The sequence below is a fragment of the Pseudaminobacter soli (ex Li et al. 2025) genome (assembly GCF_003012705.1).
GTDB lineage: Bacteria > Pseudomonadota > Alphaproteobacteria > Rhizobiales > Rhizobiaceae > Pseudaminobacter > Pseudaminobacter soli.
Map to the genome: position 1 here is coordinate 15938 of NZ_PXYL01000032.1, position 18836 is coordinate 34773.

Here is an 18836-nt window from a genome sequence, read left to right on the forward strand (position 1 = left end):
TGGCCACCGAGATGATCAGTCTGGTTGGCAGCCGAGCGACCTGCTCAACGCCGTCTCGCAGGCAAGGCGCAACTGGCTCAACAAGAGTCGAGGGGCGAACAGCGAGACAGTGTCAGCTCTATCCGCACTGAATCCATGATTTGGGTAGGCTTGAACGGCGGACCACCTATAGGGAGACGTCACATGGAAATGCTCGATCGCTTCGAGATCACTCGACGCAAGCTGATCATGACGCTGGCTGCGGTGCTGGTTTCAACTGGCGCGATGTGGTCGGCATGGCCCGCGCAGGCGCAGGACGACCCGTTGCCGTCCTGGAACAACGGGGCGGTAAAACAGGCGATCCTCAGTTTCGTAGCCGCGACCAGCCAGGAGGGCAGTCCAGACTTCGTGCCGCCGGCCGACCGGATCGCCGCCTTTGATCAGGACGGCACGCTATGGGTCGAGCACCCGATGTACAGCCAAGTGATCTTCTGCCTCGACCGCGTGCCGACGCTGGTCGCCTCTAAGCCGGAGCTGAAGGAGGTCGAACCGTTCAAAACGGTGCTGACGGGCGACCGCGAAGCGATCGCCAAGCTGCCGATGGCGGATCTGGAGAAGCTCCTCGAGGCCACGCTGACAGGCATGACCGTCGACGATTTCAAGGCCGAGGTCCAGAAGTGGCTCGCGACCGCCAAGGATTCGCGCTGGAAGCGCCCCTATACCGAGCTCACCTACCAGCCCATGCAGGAGGTTTTGAGCTACATGCGCACCAACGGCTACAAAACCTATATCGTCACCGGCGGCGGCCAGGACTTTGTCCGGGTCTACTCTGAGGCCACCTACGGCATCCCGCCGGAGCAGGTGGTCGGTACGGCAGGAGGGACGAAGTTTGGCTACGACAAGGACGGCCGGCCTATCCTGACGAAAGAGCCCAAGCTATTGCTGAACGACAACGACGCCGGCAAGCCGGAAGGAATCCATCTCATGATCGGGCGGCGCCCGGTGGTTGCAGTCGGCAATTCTACGGGCGACAGGCAGATGCTGGAGTACACCACAGCAGGCGAGGGGCCACGGCTCGGCATGCTCTTGCTGCATGACGATGCGGAGCGCGAATATGCCTATGGGCCCGCGCAGGGCCTGCCCGCCACCAAGGTCGGCACGTTCACCCAGGGGCTCTACGACGAGGCCACGATCAACCGCTGGTTGGTCATCAGCATGAAGAAGGATTGGAAGCGCATCTTCGCCAAGGGAACGGCCAATTGAAGGAGGAGTGGGGCACCGGCTGGGTTCGCCCTGCAAGGAGATGCGTGCGCGCGCATTGTTCGTCGGTTGTCCAAGAAGAGCGAATGTCGGCTTTGTCCCTGTTGCCGCCCGGGCGAGCAGAGCGGGCCGAGTTTGCGAGGACCGGATATGGAGGGAGAAACAGTAGAACTTGGGTCCATCAGCACTAGGTCACCGACTCCTAAAGCGCATACAGATTTTGGCTGAAGCGAGTTTGACGAGAGCAAGGTAGTTTTCGCTTCAACGGCAACTACATGTTCCCGATCGTCGACCGATTCGGCACCGGCTACGTCACCATGGATCAGGTGCGCCAGCACTACGCCGATCCCGGAAACTTCAACGGCTACGCCTGACGCGCCGAAGCCCCTACCCTCCAACGATTTCGCTGATCTGAAGTTCGGCGCAAAGAACCGCCCGGAAGGATGGAGTGTTTGGCTGACGCTTTCCTTGTCGCCGGCGCCGCCCAAGCACTTGCCTTTGACGAAGACACGTGGCGGCGCGCTCACGGCTGGGCCTTGTGGAAGGCGGCAGCCACGGTCCTGCATGGGCTTTCAGTGCAGGCGCGCGATGGCGTGTCACGAAAGCGGCTGATGGCGACGATCCCCACCGCCATGCTCGCGATCCAGGCTGTTGTCTCAATAACGGCGTGTGTGCACCAGCCATGCGTGCCGCCTCCGCGTCGCTCCGTTGGTCAAACCATCGGATTGCCATTGGACGAGGTTTCGGGGACCGCCTCCTTGACGTCCCAATGCTCCACCAGTCGTCCGTTCGCGATGCGATAGACATCGACAACAGCCGTTCCGCGATCATCCGCGTTGGCCTGGAACAAGGTATGCGCGACGACAAGGTCGTCATCGGCGATCAGGCGCGCGATGGTGAAATGCCCTTCCGGCACGGCCTTGAACATCGGGCCGAGGAAGGCTCCCAAAGCAGCGCGACCGTTGCCGACATGCGGATTGTGCTGAATGTAGTCGTCGGCAACGAAGTCGGCGAGCGCGCCGAGGTTCTTGGCGTTCCAGACCTTGGCGTAGAAGTCTGCGACGAGGGTCTTGTGGGCGTCGAGTTTAGTGGTCATTGCATTCTCCTTTAGATTGGGAAATCAGGTTCGATTGGACAGCTTATTTTGCGTTGTCTGTCGGGCATCGCCGCCGCCCGGCTCGACAAAGCGAGCGCGGCGAACGCGAGAGCGAGAAAGTTGATGGAAGCGAGTGGCAGGGATGAAAGTCCGAACACCGGATAGAGGGTGCTGGCCGTAAACGATCCTGCGGCCATGCCGACGTAGATGGCGGAAGAATTGAGTGCGAGCACAAGCCCCCGCGCCTCCGGTGCAAGTTCGACCATGCGGCGCTGCTGCGAGGGCATGAAAAGATCGCTTGCCGTGGCCCACACGATCAGCAATGCGAGAGCTGCCGGATACCAGGCGGGCGCGAGGAAGAGAGTCGCGAACACGAGGGTTAGCGTCGTGAGCGCAACCGTGACGGCGCGGTTTGCAGACCAGCGTTGGGAAACCCATCGCGCGACGTAGTTCCCGCCGATGCCGGCAAGGCCGAAGATCATCAGCGCTGTTGACACGGCCTCGGGTCCAGCGCCGAAACGGTCACGTAGGATCAGCGTGATCATGGTGTAGGTGACGAACACGCCGGACATTTCCAGCACCATCACGGCGATGCCGGCGGCGGTCGCCAGGCGTCCGGCGATAGCGGCCAGATCGCTCGGACGAACGCGCTCGCCGCCCTCGCGGTTGTCGACAAGGATCGCGATCAGGCCAGCCACGATGAGCGTCGCGACACCGATCAGGGCAAAGGTCGGTCGCCACCCAAGCGACGCCCCGCCCCATGCCGAAAGCGGCACGCCGAGAACAGAGGCAATCGTCATGCCGCTGAAAACGACGGCGAGCGCGTGCCCCTGACGCTCCTGCGCGACCAGGCTCGCGCCAAGCGCGGATGCGACTGGTCCGATCGCGGCGGCACCGAGGCCGGCGCAGACACGAGCGGCGAGCAATACTGCGTAGTTCGGCGCGAGCGCAGTGCCGAAAGCGCCGACGGCCATGAGAGCAAGCCCGATCAGGATCAATGTCCGGCGCGGCCATTGGCCGGCGACCATCTGCAATCCGGGCGCGCTGACTGCGAAGGTGACGGCGAGCACCGAAACCAGCATCGCGACAGCGCCGCGCTCAAGGGAGAGCGATGCCGCGATCTCGGGCAGCGTGCCGACGATGGCGAGCGTGCCGGTTCCCATCGTGAAATAGGAAAGGCTCAAAATGCGAAGGCAGATGTTTGTCGAGCGCTCGGTCATGTCGCCCTCCGTGCGGGTTCAGATGCGTTGGACGTGACTTAGTGCGATGCAATGGTATACTTGAAATCGATTGTCGGTATGGGACCAATAGCCATGGGTGATATGAGAGGCATTGACCTCAATCTGCTGCGGTCCCTTGATGTGCTGATCGAGGAGGCCAACGTTACACACGCCGCTGCGCGCCTCGGCGTGACGCAGCCGGGATTGTCAGCGCAGCTCGCGCGCTTGCGTGCCATCTTTGATGATCCACTCCTTGTTCCGTCCGAAAAGGGGCGCGGCATGTTGCCGACCAGCCGCGCGCTGGAACTCCGAGAACCCTTGCACGCTGCGCTGAAAGACCTTGAGGCGGTCGTCCGCACCCCTGCTCAGTTCGACCCTCGAACGGATGCGCGAACCTTCGCGATCGCCACTACGGACAACGCCGTCGTTGTGCTCGGATTGCCGTTGATCGAGCGCCTTCGCCAAACGGCTGGTCGAGGGATCAGGCTCTCATTTTCCAGCACCGGAACTGATGTGGCCGCCGAATTGGAGCGCGGAGAGATCAATCTGCTCATCGGCTCGGACCGCATGGTCCCGCCGGCAATGAAGGCGCGCAAGCTGCTGGAGGAAAGCTATGTGATGATCCAGCGCAAGGGCCATCCGCGCGGCCGTGCGCCGCTCGATCTCGATGCATACTGCAAGCTGGAGCATGTTCTGGTTTCAACCAGTGGCGGAAGCTTTCACGGCTTCATCGACGAACAGCTCGAAAAGCTCGGCTATCGGCGCAGCGTGGCACTATCCGTCCATCAGTTTGTCATGGCACCGATGATTGTCGCCTCGACCGACTTCGTTTCGACACTGCCACGACGGTTCGCAGCCCGTTTTGCCGATCATCGGTTGGACCTTTTCGAGCTGCCGTTCTCTGCCCAGGGCTTCAACCTGTTTGCCGCATGGCATCCGCGCGCCCATGCCGACCCGGCATTGATGTGGCTGCGAAATCAACTGATCGAGATAGCAAGAGAATGATTTCGTCGAACGAGAACGGAATGCTGATGGAGGGAATGAACATTCGCGTTACGATCCCACCCCCGCTGCCGTCGATCTACCACGAAACCGAGCCGCCTTGCACGACGCCCATAACCGCGCGAGCATCGCGGTAATCTCGGCCCTGATCTCGTCCGCATCTTGATCCGCGTCGATCGGCTCCATGCAGATAACTTGCGCGGCTTGAAAGAGCGAAACGTCCACCACCACTGTTACGAGACCTGCCACGTCGTTGATGATTGCAAGCGGGGGCATGTTCATGCCGATCACAACCGTGCGTGGGTGGCCGGAACACATACGGTATGTCTGCTTTCCCGCCCTCGCGCTCCAAAAGCGCCCATTCTGCCTCCGGCCCAGGACTGCCGGTCAGCTTCGCGCGCCATCTCGGTCATACCACTGGCCCCTGCCGTCCTCCAGAAGCGGACATCGCTGGCGCGGATATTGCCCACCCGTTTCGGGTCGGCCAGCCCGGACCGGCCGGCTGCTGAGGGTCAACACGCAGATTTCTTGCGCCACGGGCGCAATCAAAAGTCGCGTCACGCCGTCACTGGAAACTGGTCGTCGCAGCAATAATCAATCCGCCGACGACAGCGATGTTGATGGTGAAGGCCGAACGCAACCCTTGCCTTTCGGGACCGGAATAACGCCAGAAATTGAGAGCCATTACGCTGGCGGAAATCGTGAAGACGATCAGTGCCAGCGCGGCATAGGGCCTGGCAACGTCTGCTGCAAGGCACAGGCCAGCTATGATCTCCACCGCGGATCCTGCCGCTAGAAGAACGGTCGCGGCAGGGAACTGCCGTGCGACCAGTTGCGTGACAACCTCCCTGAACTTGAGGAAGTGCTCGGCACCAGCCCAGACGAAGACACCGCCGAGCAGCGCCAAGCCGACATTGTGGATGAACGGTATCATTGTGTTACCTAGTTGATTGAAGAGACGGCGAGTTCTTTCCCGTCTAGATTCACGAATTGTCGAATCGGCAGCCGTCAGTTCAGGTTGCAAGTTTGGTGGGCGCTACGAAACTTTCACACGTCGCGTCGGTAACTCGACTTTATGATGCGGCCAGAAAGCTGTCCGCCGTCCACGGGGAGGACTGCTCCGGTGGTGAAACCGGATAACGGCGAGGAAAGCCAGAGCACGGTGTTGGCGACATCTGCGACGGATCCTATCCTTCCCATCGGGACGGCCATCGCAGCCATGCGTTGCACTTCCTGGCCTGCGGCCTCCAGATGGTGGGTCAGGATGGGGCCTGGCGCCACCACATTCACTCGGATGTTCTTGTCGGCATAGTCGAGGGCGGCAGCGCGACTGAGCCCGATAATGCCGGCCTTGCCCGCCACATAGGCGGAGAGGCCCGAAGCGCCTTCAACTCCGGCCGTCGAAGCCGTGTTGACGATGGTCCCGCCACCACATTCAAGCATGGCTGCAATTTGAAACTTCATGCCATGAAACGTACCGTGAATATTGGTTCGTATGCCTCGGTCGAACGCGTCGGCATCTATCTCTGCGAGGGGGGCGGGCTTCGGCCCGTCGGTCGCATTGTTGAACGCTGCATCGAGGCGTCCGAACACATCATTGGCCCTTGAGACGAGGGCTTCCATACTGTCGGGATCGGTAACGTCGGCCGAAACGGCAAGGGCCCGACCACCCGTCGCCTGGATTTCCCGTGCCACCTCTTCGATTGCCGCTTGGTTGCGTGCCGCGAGCACGACGGCAGCACCGGCCCGGGCGAACGCTTTGGCAGTCTCCGCGCCAATGCCCCTGCTGGCGCCGACCACCAGGGCGACTTTATCGGAAAGACCAAAATTTCCTGTCATTTCTGTCTCCTCAGATTTGCATTTGTGCGGCAATCAGATGCGCCGGGCGCGAAGCCATGGCGCGGCCTCCACTCGCTTGCCCAGCGGGTCGAACTAGCTGCCCAGCGCCTTTGCGATGTCCTGTGGCAGTCGCCCGATCATTCCTTCGTAGGCTGTGTTCGTCAGCAGAACCGCGGTGCATTCGCGCCGGTGATCGATGCACCACCAGTGACCGTACACACCGCCCCACGACACCGTTCCAGGCGAAAGCGTTGTATTCGCCTCTGCAGGATCGATGAGCACCGCGGCGGCCCAGGAGAAGCCCCAGCCCGGACCCTGTGTCATGGCTTCACCACCGACGTGGACCTGTCGAGCTTCCTCCCGGCGTGCTGCAGTCAGGAAAGTTCCGTCGCGATATGCCTCCAGGAGGCGCATCATATCGTGCGCAGTCCCCGCCATACCCGCACCGCCGGACGGAAAGGAGCTATCTCGCCCAATCCGTGCTGGATCGAACCGCACTGCCGAACCGAGATATGCCGGCAGCGGCACCTCCGTTATGCCGGCCATACGTATCGGCGCCATTGCGCCGGCGTAATAGGGCGTTGCCAGCTCGCCGGGCACAGCTTGAAAAGACGCCGCCAGGCCAAGTGGACAGGTGACCAGATTGGCGATGGCCTCTGGGAGCGGCCTGCCTGTGACCGCTTCGATCACGCCTCCCAGCACGTCGGTTGCGACAGAATAACGCCAGGCAGCGCCGGGTGGGCTGTTCAGTGGTACCGAGGCGATGCGAGCAATGTTGTCTGCAAGCGACAGGTTAGCTTCGTCGAGCCCATCCGAGATGCCGGCCCTGGCGTAGAGCCCGTCCCTTTCCTGCTGGAAGCGGTAGTCGAGACCTGCCGTATGCGACATCAGATGGGCCACGGTGATACGTGCAGCCGCCCCGTCGTTGGTCGCGGGCGTGAAGCCTGGCAACCACTTCTCGACTGGATCGTCGGCGGCCAGCACTCCGGTGTCCATCAGCTTGAGCGCTGCCATGGTTGTGAACGGTTTGGTGAGGGACGCGTAACGGAACGGCGTGTCGATCGTCATCGGGCGCCCCGTTTCACGGTCGGCTAACCCAGCGGCACGCTCGAACACGATACGGCCCTTCGCAGATATTAGAAGCACGCATCCGACAATGCGTTCGTCTGCGAGTGCGCTGTCGATGGCGTCATCGAGGGCGGTGATCGTGTGACGGAAGGGCTGAGGGGGTGGCACCGCTTCGCTTGCGGTCGGAGTAGATGCTTCTGGTAACACGGTTGGACCTCCATTTCGCTGCTGAACAGAGAAATAGCCTCGACAACCCGCCATAAAAACAGGCACGTCTCTGTAAGCATCATGAAGGTAGGCTTAACAATGGATTCCAGCATTCTGGCCGCGCTGCCCATTTTCCGCATTGTCGCCCGGGCCGGCGGGTTCACCGCGGCCTCCGGCCGGCTCGGCATCTCGGTTTCAGCAGTTTCGCAGGCGATCCGCCAGCTCGAGCACCGCTTGGGGATACGCCTGTTCGACCGGACAAGCCGCAGCGTCCGTCTGACCGAACGCGGCCACCAACTGCTGGAGGCGATCGACGGACCGATCGGTACGCTTTCGGGAGCCATCGAGGCGATCAAGGAAGCTGACGGCGAGCCGTCAGGCCATCTCAGGATCAGCCTGTCGAGGCTCGCAGCGGAGGTCTGCATCCTGCCCAAGCTGGCCGAGTTCGTTCGGCGCTACCCTGCAGTCCGTCTGGAGCTGTCTACGGATGACCGCCTCACCGACATCGTGAACAACGGCTTTGACGCCGGCATACGGCTTCGCGGGGCGCTTGAACTGGACATGATCTCCGTGCCGATCGGGCCGCCGCTACGGCGTTCCATCCTTGCAAGCCCGGATTACCTGGCTCGGGCAGGCGTGCCAAGAACGCTGGAAGAACTGGTTCAGCATGCGGTCATCCGCTACCGCTTTCCCGGCAGTGGCCGGCTGGAGCCGCTCACGTTCCGGCGCGGTGAAGAAACCATCCACCTCGACCCACCGGCGGCCTTGATCCTGGACGACAACGGACATTTCGCGCTGGCTTCGCGCGCGGGACTGGGATTGGCGCAACGCTTCCGAGCCACCGAGGAGGAAGCGTTGAAATCGGGCGAGCTGATGAGCGTCCTCGACGCCTTTGAGCCGGAACCGCAGCATTTTCACATCTACTTCCCGTCTCGCAACCTCCAGCCGACGAAGCTGAGAGCATTCATCCAATGGTTCAGAGCAGGTCAGGCAGTCCAAGTATGAACCTCGGAGGGACATATCCCTAACTCTGGGCTGGTATTCGGAAGGTCGGCAAAAATCGGCTCAGTTGACGCTCGATGAAAGTCAACATTTGAGGCCAGCAGTCAGCTCGTTGGACGTCAGCATTGGAGAAGCTGGCTTGGGACGGCAACGGCAGCACCAGGGCATAAGCGGCGTCGGTCACGCCGGCTTAATGGCCGCTATCGCTTTCTTCATTTCAAAAGTGGCCAGTCCATAAACGGCCCCATGGCGGACACTAGCCGGCCATTCGACGACGTATCAAAGTCACGGCACTTGCGGCGGCAGCAGATATAGCGTGATAGCAAAGACCGCGTAGACGAATATGAGAAGGACGCCAACGAACCAGGCCGAACGTCCGCCACTTGTGATGAACGCCGCGACAAGTGTGGCAACAAAGACCATCACTACCGCGCCGGGCCAGAATTGCAGATCCATTGGCGTCGGTCCGATGGTATAACTAAGAAGCACGAGCACGGGACCGACGAATAGCGCGATCTGGGACGCGCTACCCAGCGCAATCCCCACACTCAGGTCGAGCCGGTTCCTGCGTGCCGCGGAAAAGGCCACCGCCATTTCCGCGGTAGCACCGACGAGTGCCACGACAATAAAACCGACAAACGCCTGGCTCATGCCGAAAGTCTCTGCCGTCTTCTGTACCGACTCAACGAAAATCTCGCTCACTAACGCCACGAAAACCGTTGCTACGGCAAGCGTGACTAGGGCTAGCCCTATCGGCCAGGCAGGTTCGCCCGTTTGCGTGTGCTCTGCGCCGGAAAAAATTTCGCGATGTGTCTTAAGCGAGAACAGCAGGCCCAATGCATATCCGGCAATCAGCAGGACGGCCAAGGCGACGCTGAGCTTCTGGGTCAAAGCAGCGCCCGGCAGCAAGTCAGCTTGGGCGATCGCCGAAGGACTTATGAGCGCAATCGTAGCTAGAAAGAGCAAAGCTGCGTGCAGGCGGGCGGTAGGCCGATTGAACTCTTGGAGATGGTGCTTGAGGCCTCCGAGAAGAAAGGATGCTCCAAGCATGAAAAGCGTGTTGGTAACAATAGCGCCGGCTATGGAGCCTTTCACCAGCGCATACTCCCCCGCCCGGAGAGCCGCCCCCGCAATGACCAGTTCCGTCAGGTTTCCAAGTGTAGCATTGAGCAGCCCGCCTGCAGCGTCGCCAGTCTTTTCTGCGACAGATTCGGTAGCATGACTGAGCAAGGCGGCAAGCGGCACGATCGCGAGCACTGAGAGGACGAAAAGAAGCGTGTGCGCGTTGGGGAGCAGTTGCGCAGCGACCAACGCCACCGGCACAAGTACCAGGAGCCAGAGCAAAGGGTTATGGCGGAGTTCCTTGAGCAGCGGGTCCATGTTCTACGACCCTCCTCTGATTTTTCGCTACTGTCGTGCCAATACTCTCCGCAGAACTTCAAAAATGACCGCAGTCGACCACCCGAACAGCAGCACGCCGTTCATCGCGGTCATTGGGCCCAGCAGCCGCCAACGCTCCACAGGAACAACGTCGCCGTACCCCTGACCTCAACCAGCCATGAATGCCTTGTATCCGGTCAGGGCAAACTTGATCCCCATCGCGATCACGATCAAGCCCATGTATCGGGTCGCCATGTCATGAGCCAGGCCTGGCCTTTTCGGCTTTTTCGATCGGCGTGCAACCAGCATCAGCAGTACCCAGGTGATGATCAGGACCACGCATATGCCAGTTAGCGCTGGAAGAGGGATGCCTGTGCGCGAACGCGTCGCCGCCGCGATGGTGATGACCCCGGTGATGGTACCGGGGCTGGCCGCAAACAGGATCATCGGCGCCAGCGTCGCGCCCGCAGCAGATGGATCGGGACTCTGAGTTGCGGGATCGGGCGCGTTGTCCGACCTGGATCCGGACAGCATGGTGAAACCAATGAAGGACAGGACGATCCCGCCAGCCACGGAAAACACATCCAGTGGTATGCCGAAGATGTCGAGTATCCGAGCGCCCGCAAGCGCCGCGATGATCAGCACCACGGCGATGGTCAGGATCGCCCTTGTCGCATCCGAAACGCGCTGCGCCCCCGTCCGCCCGGCAGTCAGGCCAGCGAACATCATCGCGCAGACCATGGGATTGACCAGCGAGACGAGGGTGACGATGGCTTGCAGATGGTCTTCCATCGGACGCCCGCACCTTTGAGTGGATCTGGACATTGGACATTTATGGCGGATGTCAAACGAAGCTATGCCGGCGACCATGGATCAAAATGGATAGCTGAGCAAAATTCCCTGACAGCCTTGGAGAAAGGGACCCGGATTGGGAACGCACCTCGGTGAGGTTGTCATTTCAGCACAAGATTGCGCACGATCTGTACCATCGCGCCGTCGCGAGCATCTCCTGTTCGTTTGCCGCTCGACGCTTGGAGCCAGGACTCATTCATGATGCGTCGAATTTCCTCGTCGGATTCGACCACGCCCGCAGCGTTGAAATCTTCGCGAATTTTGCTAGCCACGTCGCAGTAATCAAACGCGCGCATGCCGAGATCGGTCGAATAGGCGTCAGCGCTTTCGCCCACGAGCCCCAATTTTTCCGCCGCCCACATCCCAAGGAGTATGTTGCGGCGCACTATTCGCAGGGTGTTTTCATCGAGGTTGGGCATTGCAAATGCACCTAGCTGGCTCGGCTCACGTCACAATCAGTCACGGCCGCCATCTTACTCATCATCGTCGAAGTCGTCGTCCGAGTCCACGAATTTCAGCCATAATGGTCGCACGGTAGGTGGCAGGACACTCAATTGCCGCTTGCATGTCCGTGACAGGCTGCGCCGCCTAATCGACTGGCCACGGCCCTATTACACAAAGAACGCGGACCGCTGACCAGTAATCCTCTGGGGCTAACACCAATGACGCGTGTGGTCGAATAGGGCGTCTCGAAATGCCTAACGCGAGCGCATGACAGTGCTGCTCAGCGCTGCGATGGCCATAATGGTTAGGACCACGACTGCGCCAAAGAACAGCCCGTCATAACCAAAGCCTGAAACTGCCGGCGTGCTGAGCAAAGGAGAGCAGAACTGCCCGATGAAAACCGAGGCCGTCAGAATACCGCCTGCCACCCCTCGTCGATGTGATGGCGCAAGATTGAGCGTTATGGTGACGAAGGTGGGCGAGACAAATGCGTAACCTGCGCCGATCGAGGCAGCGCCGGCAAATGTCAGGAACAACGGTGGCGACAGGACCAGCAGTAGAAAGCCGATCGCCATAGCGGCATACCCAAACGCAAAGACGCCTGCATAGCCGATAGTACGTTGAATGCGCGTGTAGAGCAGCGCCAGGCAGCCGCCGGCCAGCATCAGGATGCTTAGGGTCATGCCCGTCAACGTGGCGCTGTGATAGCCCCGGGCATCCAGAAAGAACGGCAACTGCGTTGGCATGATAAAGAAGATCATGTTGGTCAGCGACTGAACAGCCATCAGGCCCATGAAAAGCAGACGCCTGCGAACGGGCTCCCCGGTCCCAGTCTCGTGGCCGGCTTGCCGGATAGGTAAGGTTCGGCGCGGCTCAACGATCGCCATCCACGTCAACGGCAGTACCAGAACCGCCAGTCCATACACGCCGAAAGCCAGACGTGGCGATATTGCCGCAACCGAGCCGGCCAGGAGGATGAATACCAGACCACCAAAGTTTCGCGCCGAAATCTGCAATCCGGTCAGCGCGCTTCTGGTCTCGCCGGTAAAATAATCGCCGATCAGGGCGGTTTGCGCGGTCATGATGAACGCAACCGCAACTCCCAGAATCATGCGGCTCATGAAGATCGTCGGGAGATCTGGCAGGTACAGCCCGGCGCTTCCCGAAACAACGAACAGCAAGATGCCGGTGAGCAGCAGGAATCGACGTCCAAACCGATCGACCGCAAGACCTGTGAGCGGAGCTAGCAGGGCAATGCTCAATGATGGTGCGGGAACCAACAGTCGCGTCAGCATCGCCGCGTGAGGGTCGTCCGCAAAGAGATGCTGCAATCCCGGCAGTGCCGGGCTGATCGTTGCGTTTGCCATAACCGTCAGTGTTGCCGCCATCAAAAGCGCTACCGCCCGACTGTCCCGCCAGACCCTTGTTTCCGTGACATCCACTACGCTTGTCATCGTCGTCCCTCTTGCTGAACTCGTCATTGTGAGGGAGGCTACGACTTCAAGCCAACTTGAGGTCAAGCATGAAAATGATGGATATCGGCGAGGTCGCGGATCGCTCCGGCGTCCCCCCTTCAACGCTGCGGTATTACGAGGAACTCGGCTTGATCCGCTCCGTTGGCAGGCGCGGATTGCGCCGGCAGTTCGATGCGGACGAGCTGTTGAAGCTCTCTCTGATCGCCCTTGGCAGAGCAGCCGGCTTCTCGCTTGTGGAGATTGCGGCCATGTTCGGGCAGGATGGCCAGCTTGATATGCCGCGCGACGAGCTGCGCGCCAGAGCGGACGACCTGCAGCGGCAGATGGCAAAGCTCCGTGTGTTGCGTGACACGCTCCGGCATGTTGCCGACTGCAAGGCGCCGAGCCACTTGGAATGCCCGACTTTCCGTAAGCTCATGAAGGCAGCATCGCGCACGACAGAACCTAGGAAGCTGCCCGCAAGAACCGGGGCGGAGCGGCGCCGCTAAGTCACGCGGAGAGCTGTTGCGAGTGTGAGGACAAGGTGAAACGGAGCCCGACGTGGCCGGCTCAAGCGTGCGTCGCAACAACGGGGGGCGACTGCCCGCAACGACGGGTTCGGCTTTCAGCTCGTGCCCTGGCACCCGGTGATCGACAAGCGCCTCGGTCAGCCTTTCAGCGGCGTGATGCGTGACGACGGTGGCATCGAATGAAGCCTAGGCAGACAGCCGAGGCTTGGTTTGTGAACCTGTGGATACCGCGGGTTGGTGATGGCCCGGAACCAACATTGGCGTTGAAGCCGGAAAGCGGACCTTCCGCTTCTCGCCCCATGTCGGTCGTTGAGGGCATCTTTGCCACTGCCCGAAAGCGGCCATTACCGAGAGCGAGTCTGCAAGTCGATGTTTGCTGCCAGACAACTGCAGGGCCATCTCCCGGCGGTTCTGCCCGCATCCGAAGAAGCACATGCCCCGCGGGCCGACGGCTCGTCTCACACCCAGGAGTGCCGATTAAGCGAATGCCGGCGCTCCTGGCCATGTTTCGGCGGTTATTGCGGCCGCGGATTCTAACGCAACTCGGTGCACAAGGCCGCTATCCCATCAGTGTACGCCTCACCAGTCCGCAGTGTCCGCAGACGAACTCGAGCCAAACTGTCCCCGCGAATAAGCTGGTTCACTGCCTGAACTGTACGCTCCGCTTCCCTGGGCTGGCGTTTTTCGTACTTCAGGAACCTGATTCCAGTTCGATCGTTTGAAACCAATCAAATGGCTAAAATCGCGACCGTCGGCTTCCAAACGGCGGGGTGGCGTACTGGCGCGCCCAGGTGCATTTTGCGAAATCAAGGCTAAGGAGGTGACGGCTATGCGCACGTTGCTTTTCTCGCTTTCCATAAGCCTCATGGCTCTTACGTCGACGACGGGAGTTGGCGGTGCAACAGGGGTCACGGCTCCCGCCAATTACCAGGACGGTCGCACGATAGGTGGTAGGACATACGGCAAGACATACAAAAGAACCCACGGCATGTCGCGCACCCGACCGACTCACCCAAACGTGAATGCCGCAGATCGTCCCCACGCACACGGCCGCAATCTCCATTGAAGCTGGCGCGACTTCTGGCGTGCCGCAACCGTACTGAATTCTCGGTGCTGAAGATCGTCGGCTGCTCCGGCCACCCCCCGTAATGCGAAGCGCGCGCACAAAAATGATAGTCACGCTCTCCCGATCGTCTCCGTATCTTCACAGAGCCCGCGCTCGAGTTTCAAATAGCCAGCCGCAAGAAGGCATTCGGCATAACGGCTGCCGCGGCTTCCTTCAAGTCGACGCCACATGCAGATGCAAGCCAGGCGTTCATCGGTAGCGAGCGGAACAACTATAAAGCGATCACGTATGTCGGGCATCTCAAATCCTCTCGACAGAACAGAGATCAGCATCGCCGAGAGTGGTAGTTCTTCTGTTTTGTCAGCGGATAGACATTACGGCCGCTCCGATGCTTGCTGAGGCAGCTCGCAGTCAGCCCATCCTGAAACCATAGATATTACGCCAGGAGTTTCTGGCATCGGCTAGTATTGACCAAGTCATAGCGGACACCAATACCGCCGCGCAGATTGCAGCATGCGCACGAATTTTCATTCCCCAAGCCCCTCCCAAGGCTATACATCGCCAATTTCAATCTCCTTTTCTTAAAGCAAGATACGCGCTGCTCGGGTGGCCGCGCTGGCCTTAAAGATAATCTCCTCCACCTCAACGTTCGGGAAATCCCTTCAAAGGTCCGGAATCGGTAAAATCGGGAGCGCCGGCAGCGAGACGGAGCGGCATTGAAATCGTTTTCCATGACCTGACGATTGAATCGGTGATAACTAGACTGCTTCTGTTCTCGGGAAAGACACATTCCCCGCAGGTATGCGGCCGGCCTTGATGCCTCGGGCGGGCGGCACCTTTATGAAGTGAACTCAAGAACGTCCCGTTCCAGGGAACTTTCTTGTTCGCGATGCGTTCGCTCGCAACGTCCGATTGAGGGCCAGCCCTCACGATCATCGCGCGGAGGCCCATCCTCCCCACGATCATTGCTAGGCCTAGAGCTCCCGACGGACAATTTCCCTTGGAGAAGACAATGAGACACTACCTCTCAACACTCGCTTGTTCGGGATTGCTGGGCATAGGAGCGCTCATCGGCACTTCTGCTTTAAGGCCCAACCCCACGATCATCGCATCGAGATCCAACCCCCACGATCATCGCAGGCCTTGAGCTCCACGGACAACTTTCCATGGAGACGACATTGAGACGCACCCTCGCAACACTCGCATGCTCAGGGTTGCTGGGCATTGCAGCGCTCTATAGCACTCCCGCGTATTCCGCGAGCATTCCTAGCCCACTTTCCGCAGTGCCCGCAGCAGGTGCACAGACATGGGATCATCCCTGCACCGCCGCAGCCTGCCAAGGCCGGTTTGAGTCAGCCGTGCTAGTGCGCACTCCTGGTGATTCTGGCGGCGGAGCGCAACTCGCCCGCGGCGGCATGGGCGGCGGCGGTCATGGGATGGGCGGCGGCTTCATGATGCACGGCGGTGGCGGCTTCGGCGGCTTCCACGGCGGCGGCCCCTTCCACGGTGGTCGGTTCTTCCACGGCGGTGGCTCCTTCCACGGCGGTGGACCCTTCCATGGCTTTGGCGGCTTCCACGGCATGGGCGGCGGCTTCCACCGCGGCTTCCCCGCCATGGGCTTCCACGGCATGGGTGGCTTCCAAGGCTTCCGCGGTGAAGACTTCCGTGGTTTCCACGGTTTCCACGGTTTCCGCGGTTTCCGCGGTGAGCGCTTCCGTGATGGCCGCTTCTTCCATCATCGGCGCTTCTTCCGTGACCACGACAACGTCTTCTTTCCGGGCTAGGCGTGCCGTGGTGGTATTCTTCCTACTGTGATCCCTGGGTCTACCGCTACTATGGCACCTGCCATCCGGGACACTATGCGGGACCAAAAGCGGACTTTCTCCCGGACCAGCACTTCTGACCCGAAGGGGTCGCTCGACCATTTCTTGGCGAAAGATGGTCCGAACTCATAGCGGATGCCGGAAGTATTCGTGTTCAGTGCAAAGAGACCGACCCGAAGTGGCTACTGTTCGCTTGTCTTCTTCTTCGGTGCCGGCGAGAAGGAAAGGGTCAGCCAGACATTCCATCCTTCGGGACGGTGTCTCGAGCCGAACTCCCAATAGCCCTTTAGGTTCACGTATCCCGCGGTCTTGTCGTTGACGTCGAACTTGTGCCGATCTCGGGGCCGATGCCGAAAACGCGGGATTCGAAGGGGCCGAGCACGGCGCCCTGGCCGCTGTCCCCGGAAAGCTGCTGGTAGGCGTAACCCACGACGCCGAGTTGCAGATGCTCGTTCAAGAACTGCGAGTGAAATCCTTTGGCATGAAGAATGCCAACCATGCATCGAGCGGGGAAAAGCTCTATCTCGCTCATGAGGACGGTCGCGCATCGCGAGGAATCTGGGGGGGATGGCCGATCGATCGCCGGACATTCAGGCTGGGTGTCGGAATCGGCGACGCTTGCACAACATGGCGAGGTCGAGGAAATTCGCATTTCCACCGAGATTACGGGTTGATCGACGCCGCTACATGAAAATGCGCGCTCGCGAAGGGCAAGACGGGCGCATCTATCCAATGCGCCAATCACGCTGTTGTCCCGGCCTAGCCCTGTCTTCTAGGAAGCATTCCGCGCTGACGCTCGAGGGCGGCCACCATGATTAGGGTGGAGAGACATCTGCGTATGGCGACGATCGTCCGGTCGGAAGCACAGATACTTTGGTGTTTTGAGTGAGAAATGCCCGCCGGCTGTTTGGGCACCGATCGAGTTGAGTAGGCCATCTTCACGCCGCCGGCACCACCTCAAGGACATCACCCCACCAATCGCTATGGCTGCGCCAAAATGCGAGATGGCCCGCCGTCTTGTGAGACGACGGGCTATAATGCGTTCATGAGAGCGTCTTAGCCGGCGGGCTCTCAGAAGATCCGGTGATGCCCTCACCAAGTTGATTTGTGATGATGGTGATGGTGACCGCGGATATTCCCGTTGCCATTGTTGTTGCCGTTGTTCGAGCCGGAATTGTTATTACCGTTCCAGTTGCCGTTATTCGAACCGGAGTTATTGTTTCCATTCCAGTTCCCGTTATTCGATCCCCTGTTGTGATTTCCATTCCCGTTCCCGTTGCCCGATCCCGAGTTGTGGTTGCCGTTGTTATTGCCGTTGCCCGATCCGGAATTATTGTTTCCGTTATTGTTTCCGTTATTGTTCCCACTATTGTTATTTCCGTTCCCGTTCCCGTTATTTGAACCGGAATTATGGTTGCCGTTGTTGTTTCCGTTTCCGGAGCCAGTGTTGTTGTTTCCGTTGTTGTTGCCGTTGTTATTTCCAGTGTTTCCGTTTCCGTTGCCGTTTCCGTTGTTCGACCCGCCATTTTGGTTGCCGCCGCCGCCACCTGCATACGCGCCTTCAGCAACAAAGGCGGACATGGCAAGAACTGCAATCGAGGCGAGGAGAATCTTTTTCATATCGGGGTCCTTTCGCTTGGGTACATTCGACCAAGAAAAGGCCGCTGTTACGCGACCATCTGTCCCCCACCACGAGGTAGTTCTCGCAGCGACCCGATTGTTTATTATGAGATTCTCAAAGGCAATTCAGGTATTACAGCGACCCCGTGAAGGGGTTAGCCCTGACACGTTAGTATTACTGCGTGCTCGAAAGTCTCGATCAAAATGGCAAGCGCCATGAGTGAACCGTCCCTTGAGCCTTGTCTCGAGGCAAAAAACAGCCCGCCCCGGCAACCGAGGCGGGCTACAGCTTGACCGCTATGAAGTTAGCTCACCGAAAATGAGGATAGCACTGGCCAAACCGGCGGTCACGTAAGGGCAAACCGCTCCAGTATCGAAAAAGACCCGCCCAAGCGTGAGGCGGGCGATATATGGGCGAAGATGTCGCCGCTAATCTGCGCGCCTCGACGTTATTTCTCCGCAGCTCTGAAACGAAAGGCAGGCCGCATGAGATGAGGCGGCGTCATTTGAAGATATGAGCCAGCCAGGGCTCTGGACGCACGGCATCGACAGGGACATTTTAGATGACAGGGCAGCCCCGGGGGACAATGACAAAGCAACCCGGGAGAAAAGATGTGTCTACAAGTCACCCGTACTTATCTGCGTCCGATCTTGGAAAGATCAAACGTGTTCTCAGCGGCGCACGTCTGCCAATAGGCGGCGGCGATGAGGCAGCACGCTTTCTGATGCGCAAGTACCAGGAGGGCGTGACAGAAGAGGCCGATCTGGCCGAGGCACTTGAACGCTATATCGAACTGCGCACCGACTGGCGGCTCGTGCAAGGCGGCAAACAGAGCAATCGCTCGCCTGGCGCTCCCGAAAGATGATCAAAAAAGATCGGATGATTGGGGCTCCCGTGGCGCTCCCGCTGCGGGGGTGACAGGATTTCAATCTGCGGGCAGGCTCCTCAAGCTTAACTGGTCAAGGAGCCATGCCCATGGATCTGTTCGTCGGT

Annotated in this window: 18 protein-coding genes and 1 pseudogene; 5 read left to right on the top strand and 14 right to left on the bottom strand. The window is 59.9% G+C overall.

Going from position 1 to position 18836, the window contains the following annotated elements; all coding sequences use genetic code 11:
* Positions 1–183: 183 nt before the first annotated feature.
* Positions 184–1242 (top strand): HAD family hydrolase, encoded by a 1059-nt coding sequence (locus C7I85_RS28580; RefSeq protein ID WP_210203102.1) that lies wholly within the window; start codon positions 184–186, stop codon positions 1240–1242.
* A gap of 709 nt (positions 1243–1951) precedes the next feature.
* Here the strand turns inward: C7I85_RS28580 and C7I85_RS28590 are convergent.
* Complete coding sequence (locus C7I85_RS28590) at positions 1952–2335, bottom strand: nuclear transport factor 2 family protein (protein WP_106727392.1); 384 nt, start codon at positions 2333–2335, stop codon at positions 1952–1954.
* Between the two features lie 11 nt (positions 2336–2346).
* The gene (locus C7I85_RS28595; RefSeq protein WP_106727393.1) at positions 2347–3555 is read right to left on the bottom strand and encodes an MFS transporter; all 1209 of its coding nucleotides are present in this window, start codon (positions 3553–3555) and stop codon (positions 2347–2349) included.
* A gap of 93 nt (positions 3556–3648) precedes the next feature.
* Between C7I85_RS28595 and C7I85_RS28600 the strand changes: the two genes are divergently transcribed.
* A complete protein-coding gene (locus C7I85_RS28600; RefSeq protein WP_245445150.1) occupies positions 3649–4560 on the top strand; it encodes a LysR family transcriptional regulator in 912 nt (303 codons plus the stop codon).
* Positions 4561–4608: 48 nt separating this feature from the next.
* Here C7I85_RS28600 and C7I85_RS28605 read toward each other — a convergent pair whose 3' ends face one another.
* The 4 genes from C7I85_RS28605 to C7I85_RS28620 all read right to left on the bottom strand — a co-directional run bounded on the left by C7I85_RS28605 (position 4609) and on the right by C7I85_RS28620 (position 7725).
* Positions 4609–4839: a hypothetical protein gene (locus C7I85_RS28605; RefSeq protein WP_146148994.1), complete on the bottom strand. Its 231-nt coding sequence runs from the start codon at positions 4837–4839 to the stop codon at positions 4609–4611.
* 283 nt (positions 4840–5122) lie between these two features.
* Complete coding sequence (locus tag C7I85_RS28610) at positions 5123–5491, bottom strand: DoxX family protein (protein WP_106727395.1); 369 nt, start codon at positions 5489–5491, stop codon at positions 5123–5125.
* 113 nt (positions 5492–5604) lie between these two features.
* Entirely contained in the window at positions 5605–6396 is a 792-nt protein-coding gene (locus tag C7I85_RS28615) for an SDR family NAD(P)-dependent oxidoreductase (RefSeq protein WP_106727396.1), read from the bottom strand.
* Between the two features lie 93 nt (positions 6397–6489).
* The gene (locus C7I85_RS28620) at positions 6490–7725 is read right to left on the bottom strand and encodes a serine hydrolase domain-containing protein (protein ID WP_106727397.1); all 1236 of its coding nucleotides are present in this window, start codon (positions 7723–7725) and stop codon (positions 6490–6492) included.
* Positions 7726–7770: 45 nt separating this feature from the next.
* On the opposite strand from C7I85_RS28620, the gene C7I85_RS28625 reads away from it, so the two are divergent.
* Entirely contained in the window at positions 7771–8676 is a 906-nt protein-coding gene (locus C7I85_RS28625; protein ID WP_181257442.1) for a LysR family transcriptional regulator, read from the top strand.
* Between the two features lie 282 nt (positions 8677–8958).
* On the opposite strand, the gene cax is transcribed toward C7I85_RS28625, so the two are convergent.
* The 5 genes and pseudogenes from cax to C7I85_RS28650 all read right to left on the bottom strand — a co-directional run bounded on the left by cax (position 8959) and on the right by C7I85_RS28650 (position 12803).
* Positions 8959–10053: a calcium/proton exchanger gene (gene cax / locus C7I85_RS28630; RefSeq protein WP_106727399.1), complete on the bottom strand. Its 1095-nt coding sequence runs from the start codon at positions 10051–10053 to the stop codon at positions 8959–8961.
* A 27-nt stretch (positions 10054–10080) separates the two neighbouring features.
* Positions 10081–10215, bottom strand: a pseudogene (locus tag C7I85_RS28635) (ion channel); the annotation flags it as partial.
* Between the two features lie 6 nt (positions 10216–10221).
* Positions 10222–10845, bottom strand: a complete 624-nt coding sequence (locus tag C7I85_RS28640; RefSeq protein WP_181257443.1) for a MarC family protein — start codon at positions 10843–10845, stop codon at positions 10222–10224.
* A gap of 161 nt (positions 10846–11006) precedes the next feature.
* Complete coding sequence (locus C7I85_RS28645) at positions 11007–11324, bottom strand: ATPase inhibitor subunit zeta (RefSeq protein ID WP_106727401.1); 318 nt, start codon at positions 11322–11324, stop codon at positions 11007–11009.
* A 279-nt stretch (positions 11325–11603) separates the two neighbouring features.
* Positions 11604–12803 (bottom strand): MFS transporter, encoded by a 1200-nt coding sequence (locus C7I85_RS28650; protein ID WP_106727402.1) that lies wholly within the window; start codon positions 12801–12803, stop codon positions 11604–11606.
* 68 nt (positions 12804–12871) lie between these two features.
* Here C7I85_RS28650 and C7I85_RS28655 point away from each other — a divergent pair, with 68 nt between their 5' ends.
* Entirely contained in the window at positions 12872–13312 is a 441-nt protein-coding gene (locus C7I85_RS28655; protein ID WP_106727403.1) for a helix-turn-helix domain-containing protein, read from the top strand.
* A gap of 2448 nt (positions 13313–15760) precedes the next feature.
* On the opposite strand, the gene C7I85_RS31250 is transcribed toward C7I85_RS28655, so the two are convergent.
* The 3 genes from C7I85_RS31250 to C7I85_RS28670 form a co-directional block, all read right to left on the bottom strand.
* Positions 15761–16159 (bottom strand): hypothetical protein, encoded by a 399-nt coding sequence (locus C7I85_RS31250; RefSeq protein WP_181257444.1) that lies wholly within the window; start codon positions 16157–16159, stop codon positions 15761–15763.
* A gap of 355 nt (positions 16160–16514) precedes the next feature.
* Positions 16515–16679, bottom strand: coding sequence for a transporter (locus C7I85_RS31915; protein WP_245445151.1), 165 nt, complete (start codon positions 16677–16679; stop codon positions 16515–16517).
* Between the two features lie 635 nt (positions 16680–17314).
* Positions 17315–17842: a hypothetical protein gene (locus C7I85_RS28670; RefSeq protein ID WP_106727405.1), complete on the bottom strand. Its 528-nt coding sequence runs from the start codon at positions 17840–17842 to the stop codon at positions 17315–17317.
* Positions 17843–18456: 614 nt separating this feature from the next.
* On the opposite strand from C7I85_RS28670, the gene C7I85_RS30745 reads away from it, so the two are divergent.
* Positions 18457–18708: a hypothetical protein gene (locus C7I85_RS30745; protein ID WP_146148996.1), complete on the top strand. Its 252-nt coding sequence runs from the start codon at positions 18457–18459 to the stop codon at positions 18706–18708.
* The last annotated feature ends 128 nt before the right edge of the window (positions 18709–18836 follow it).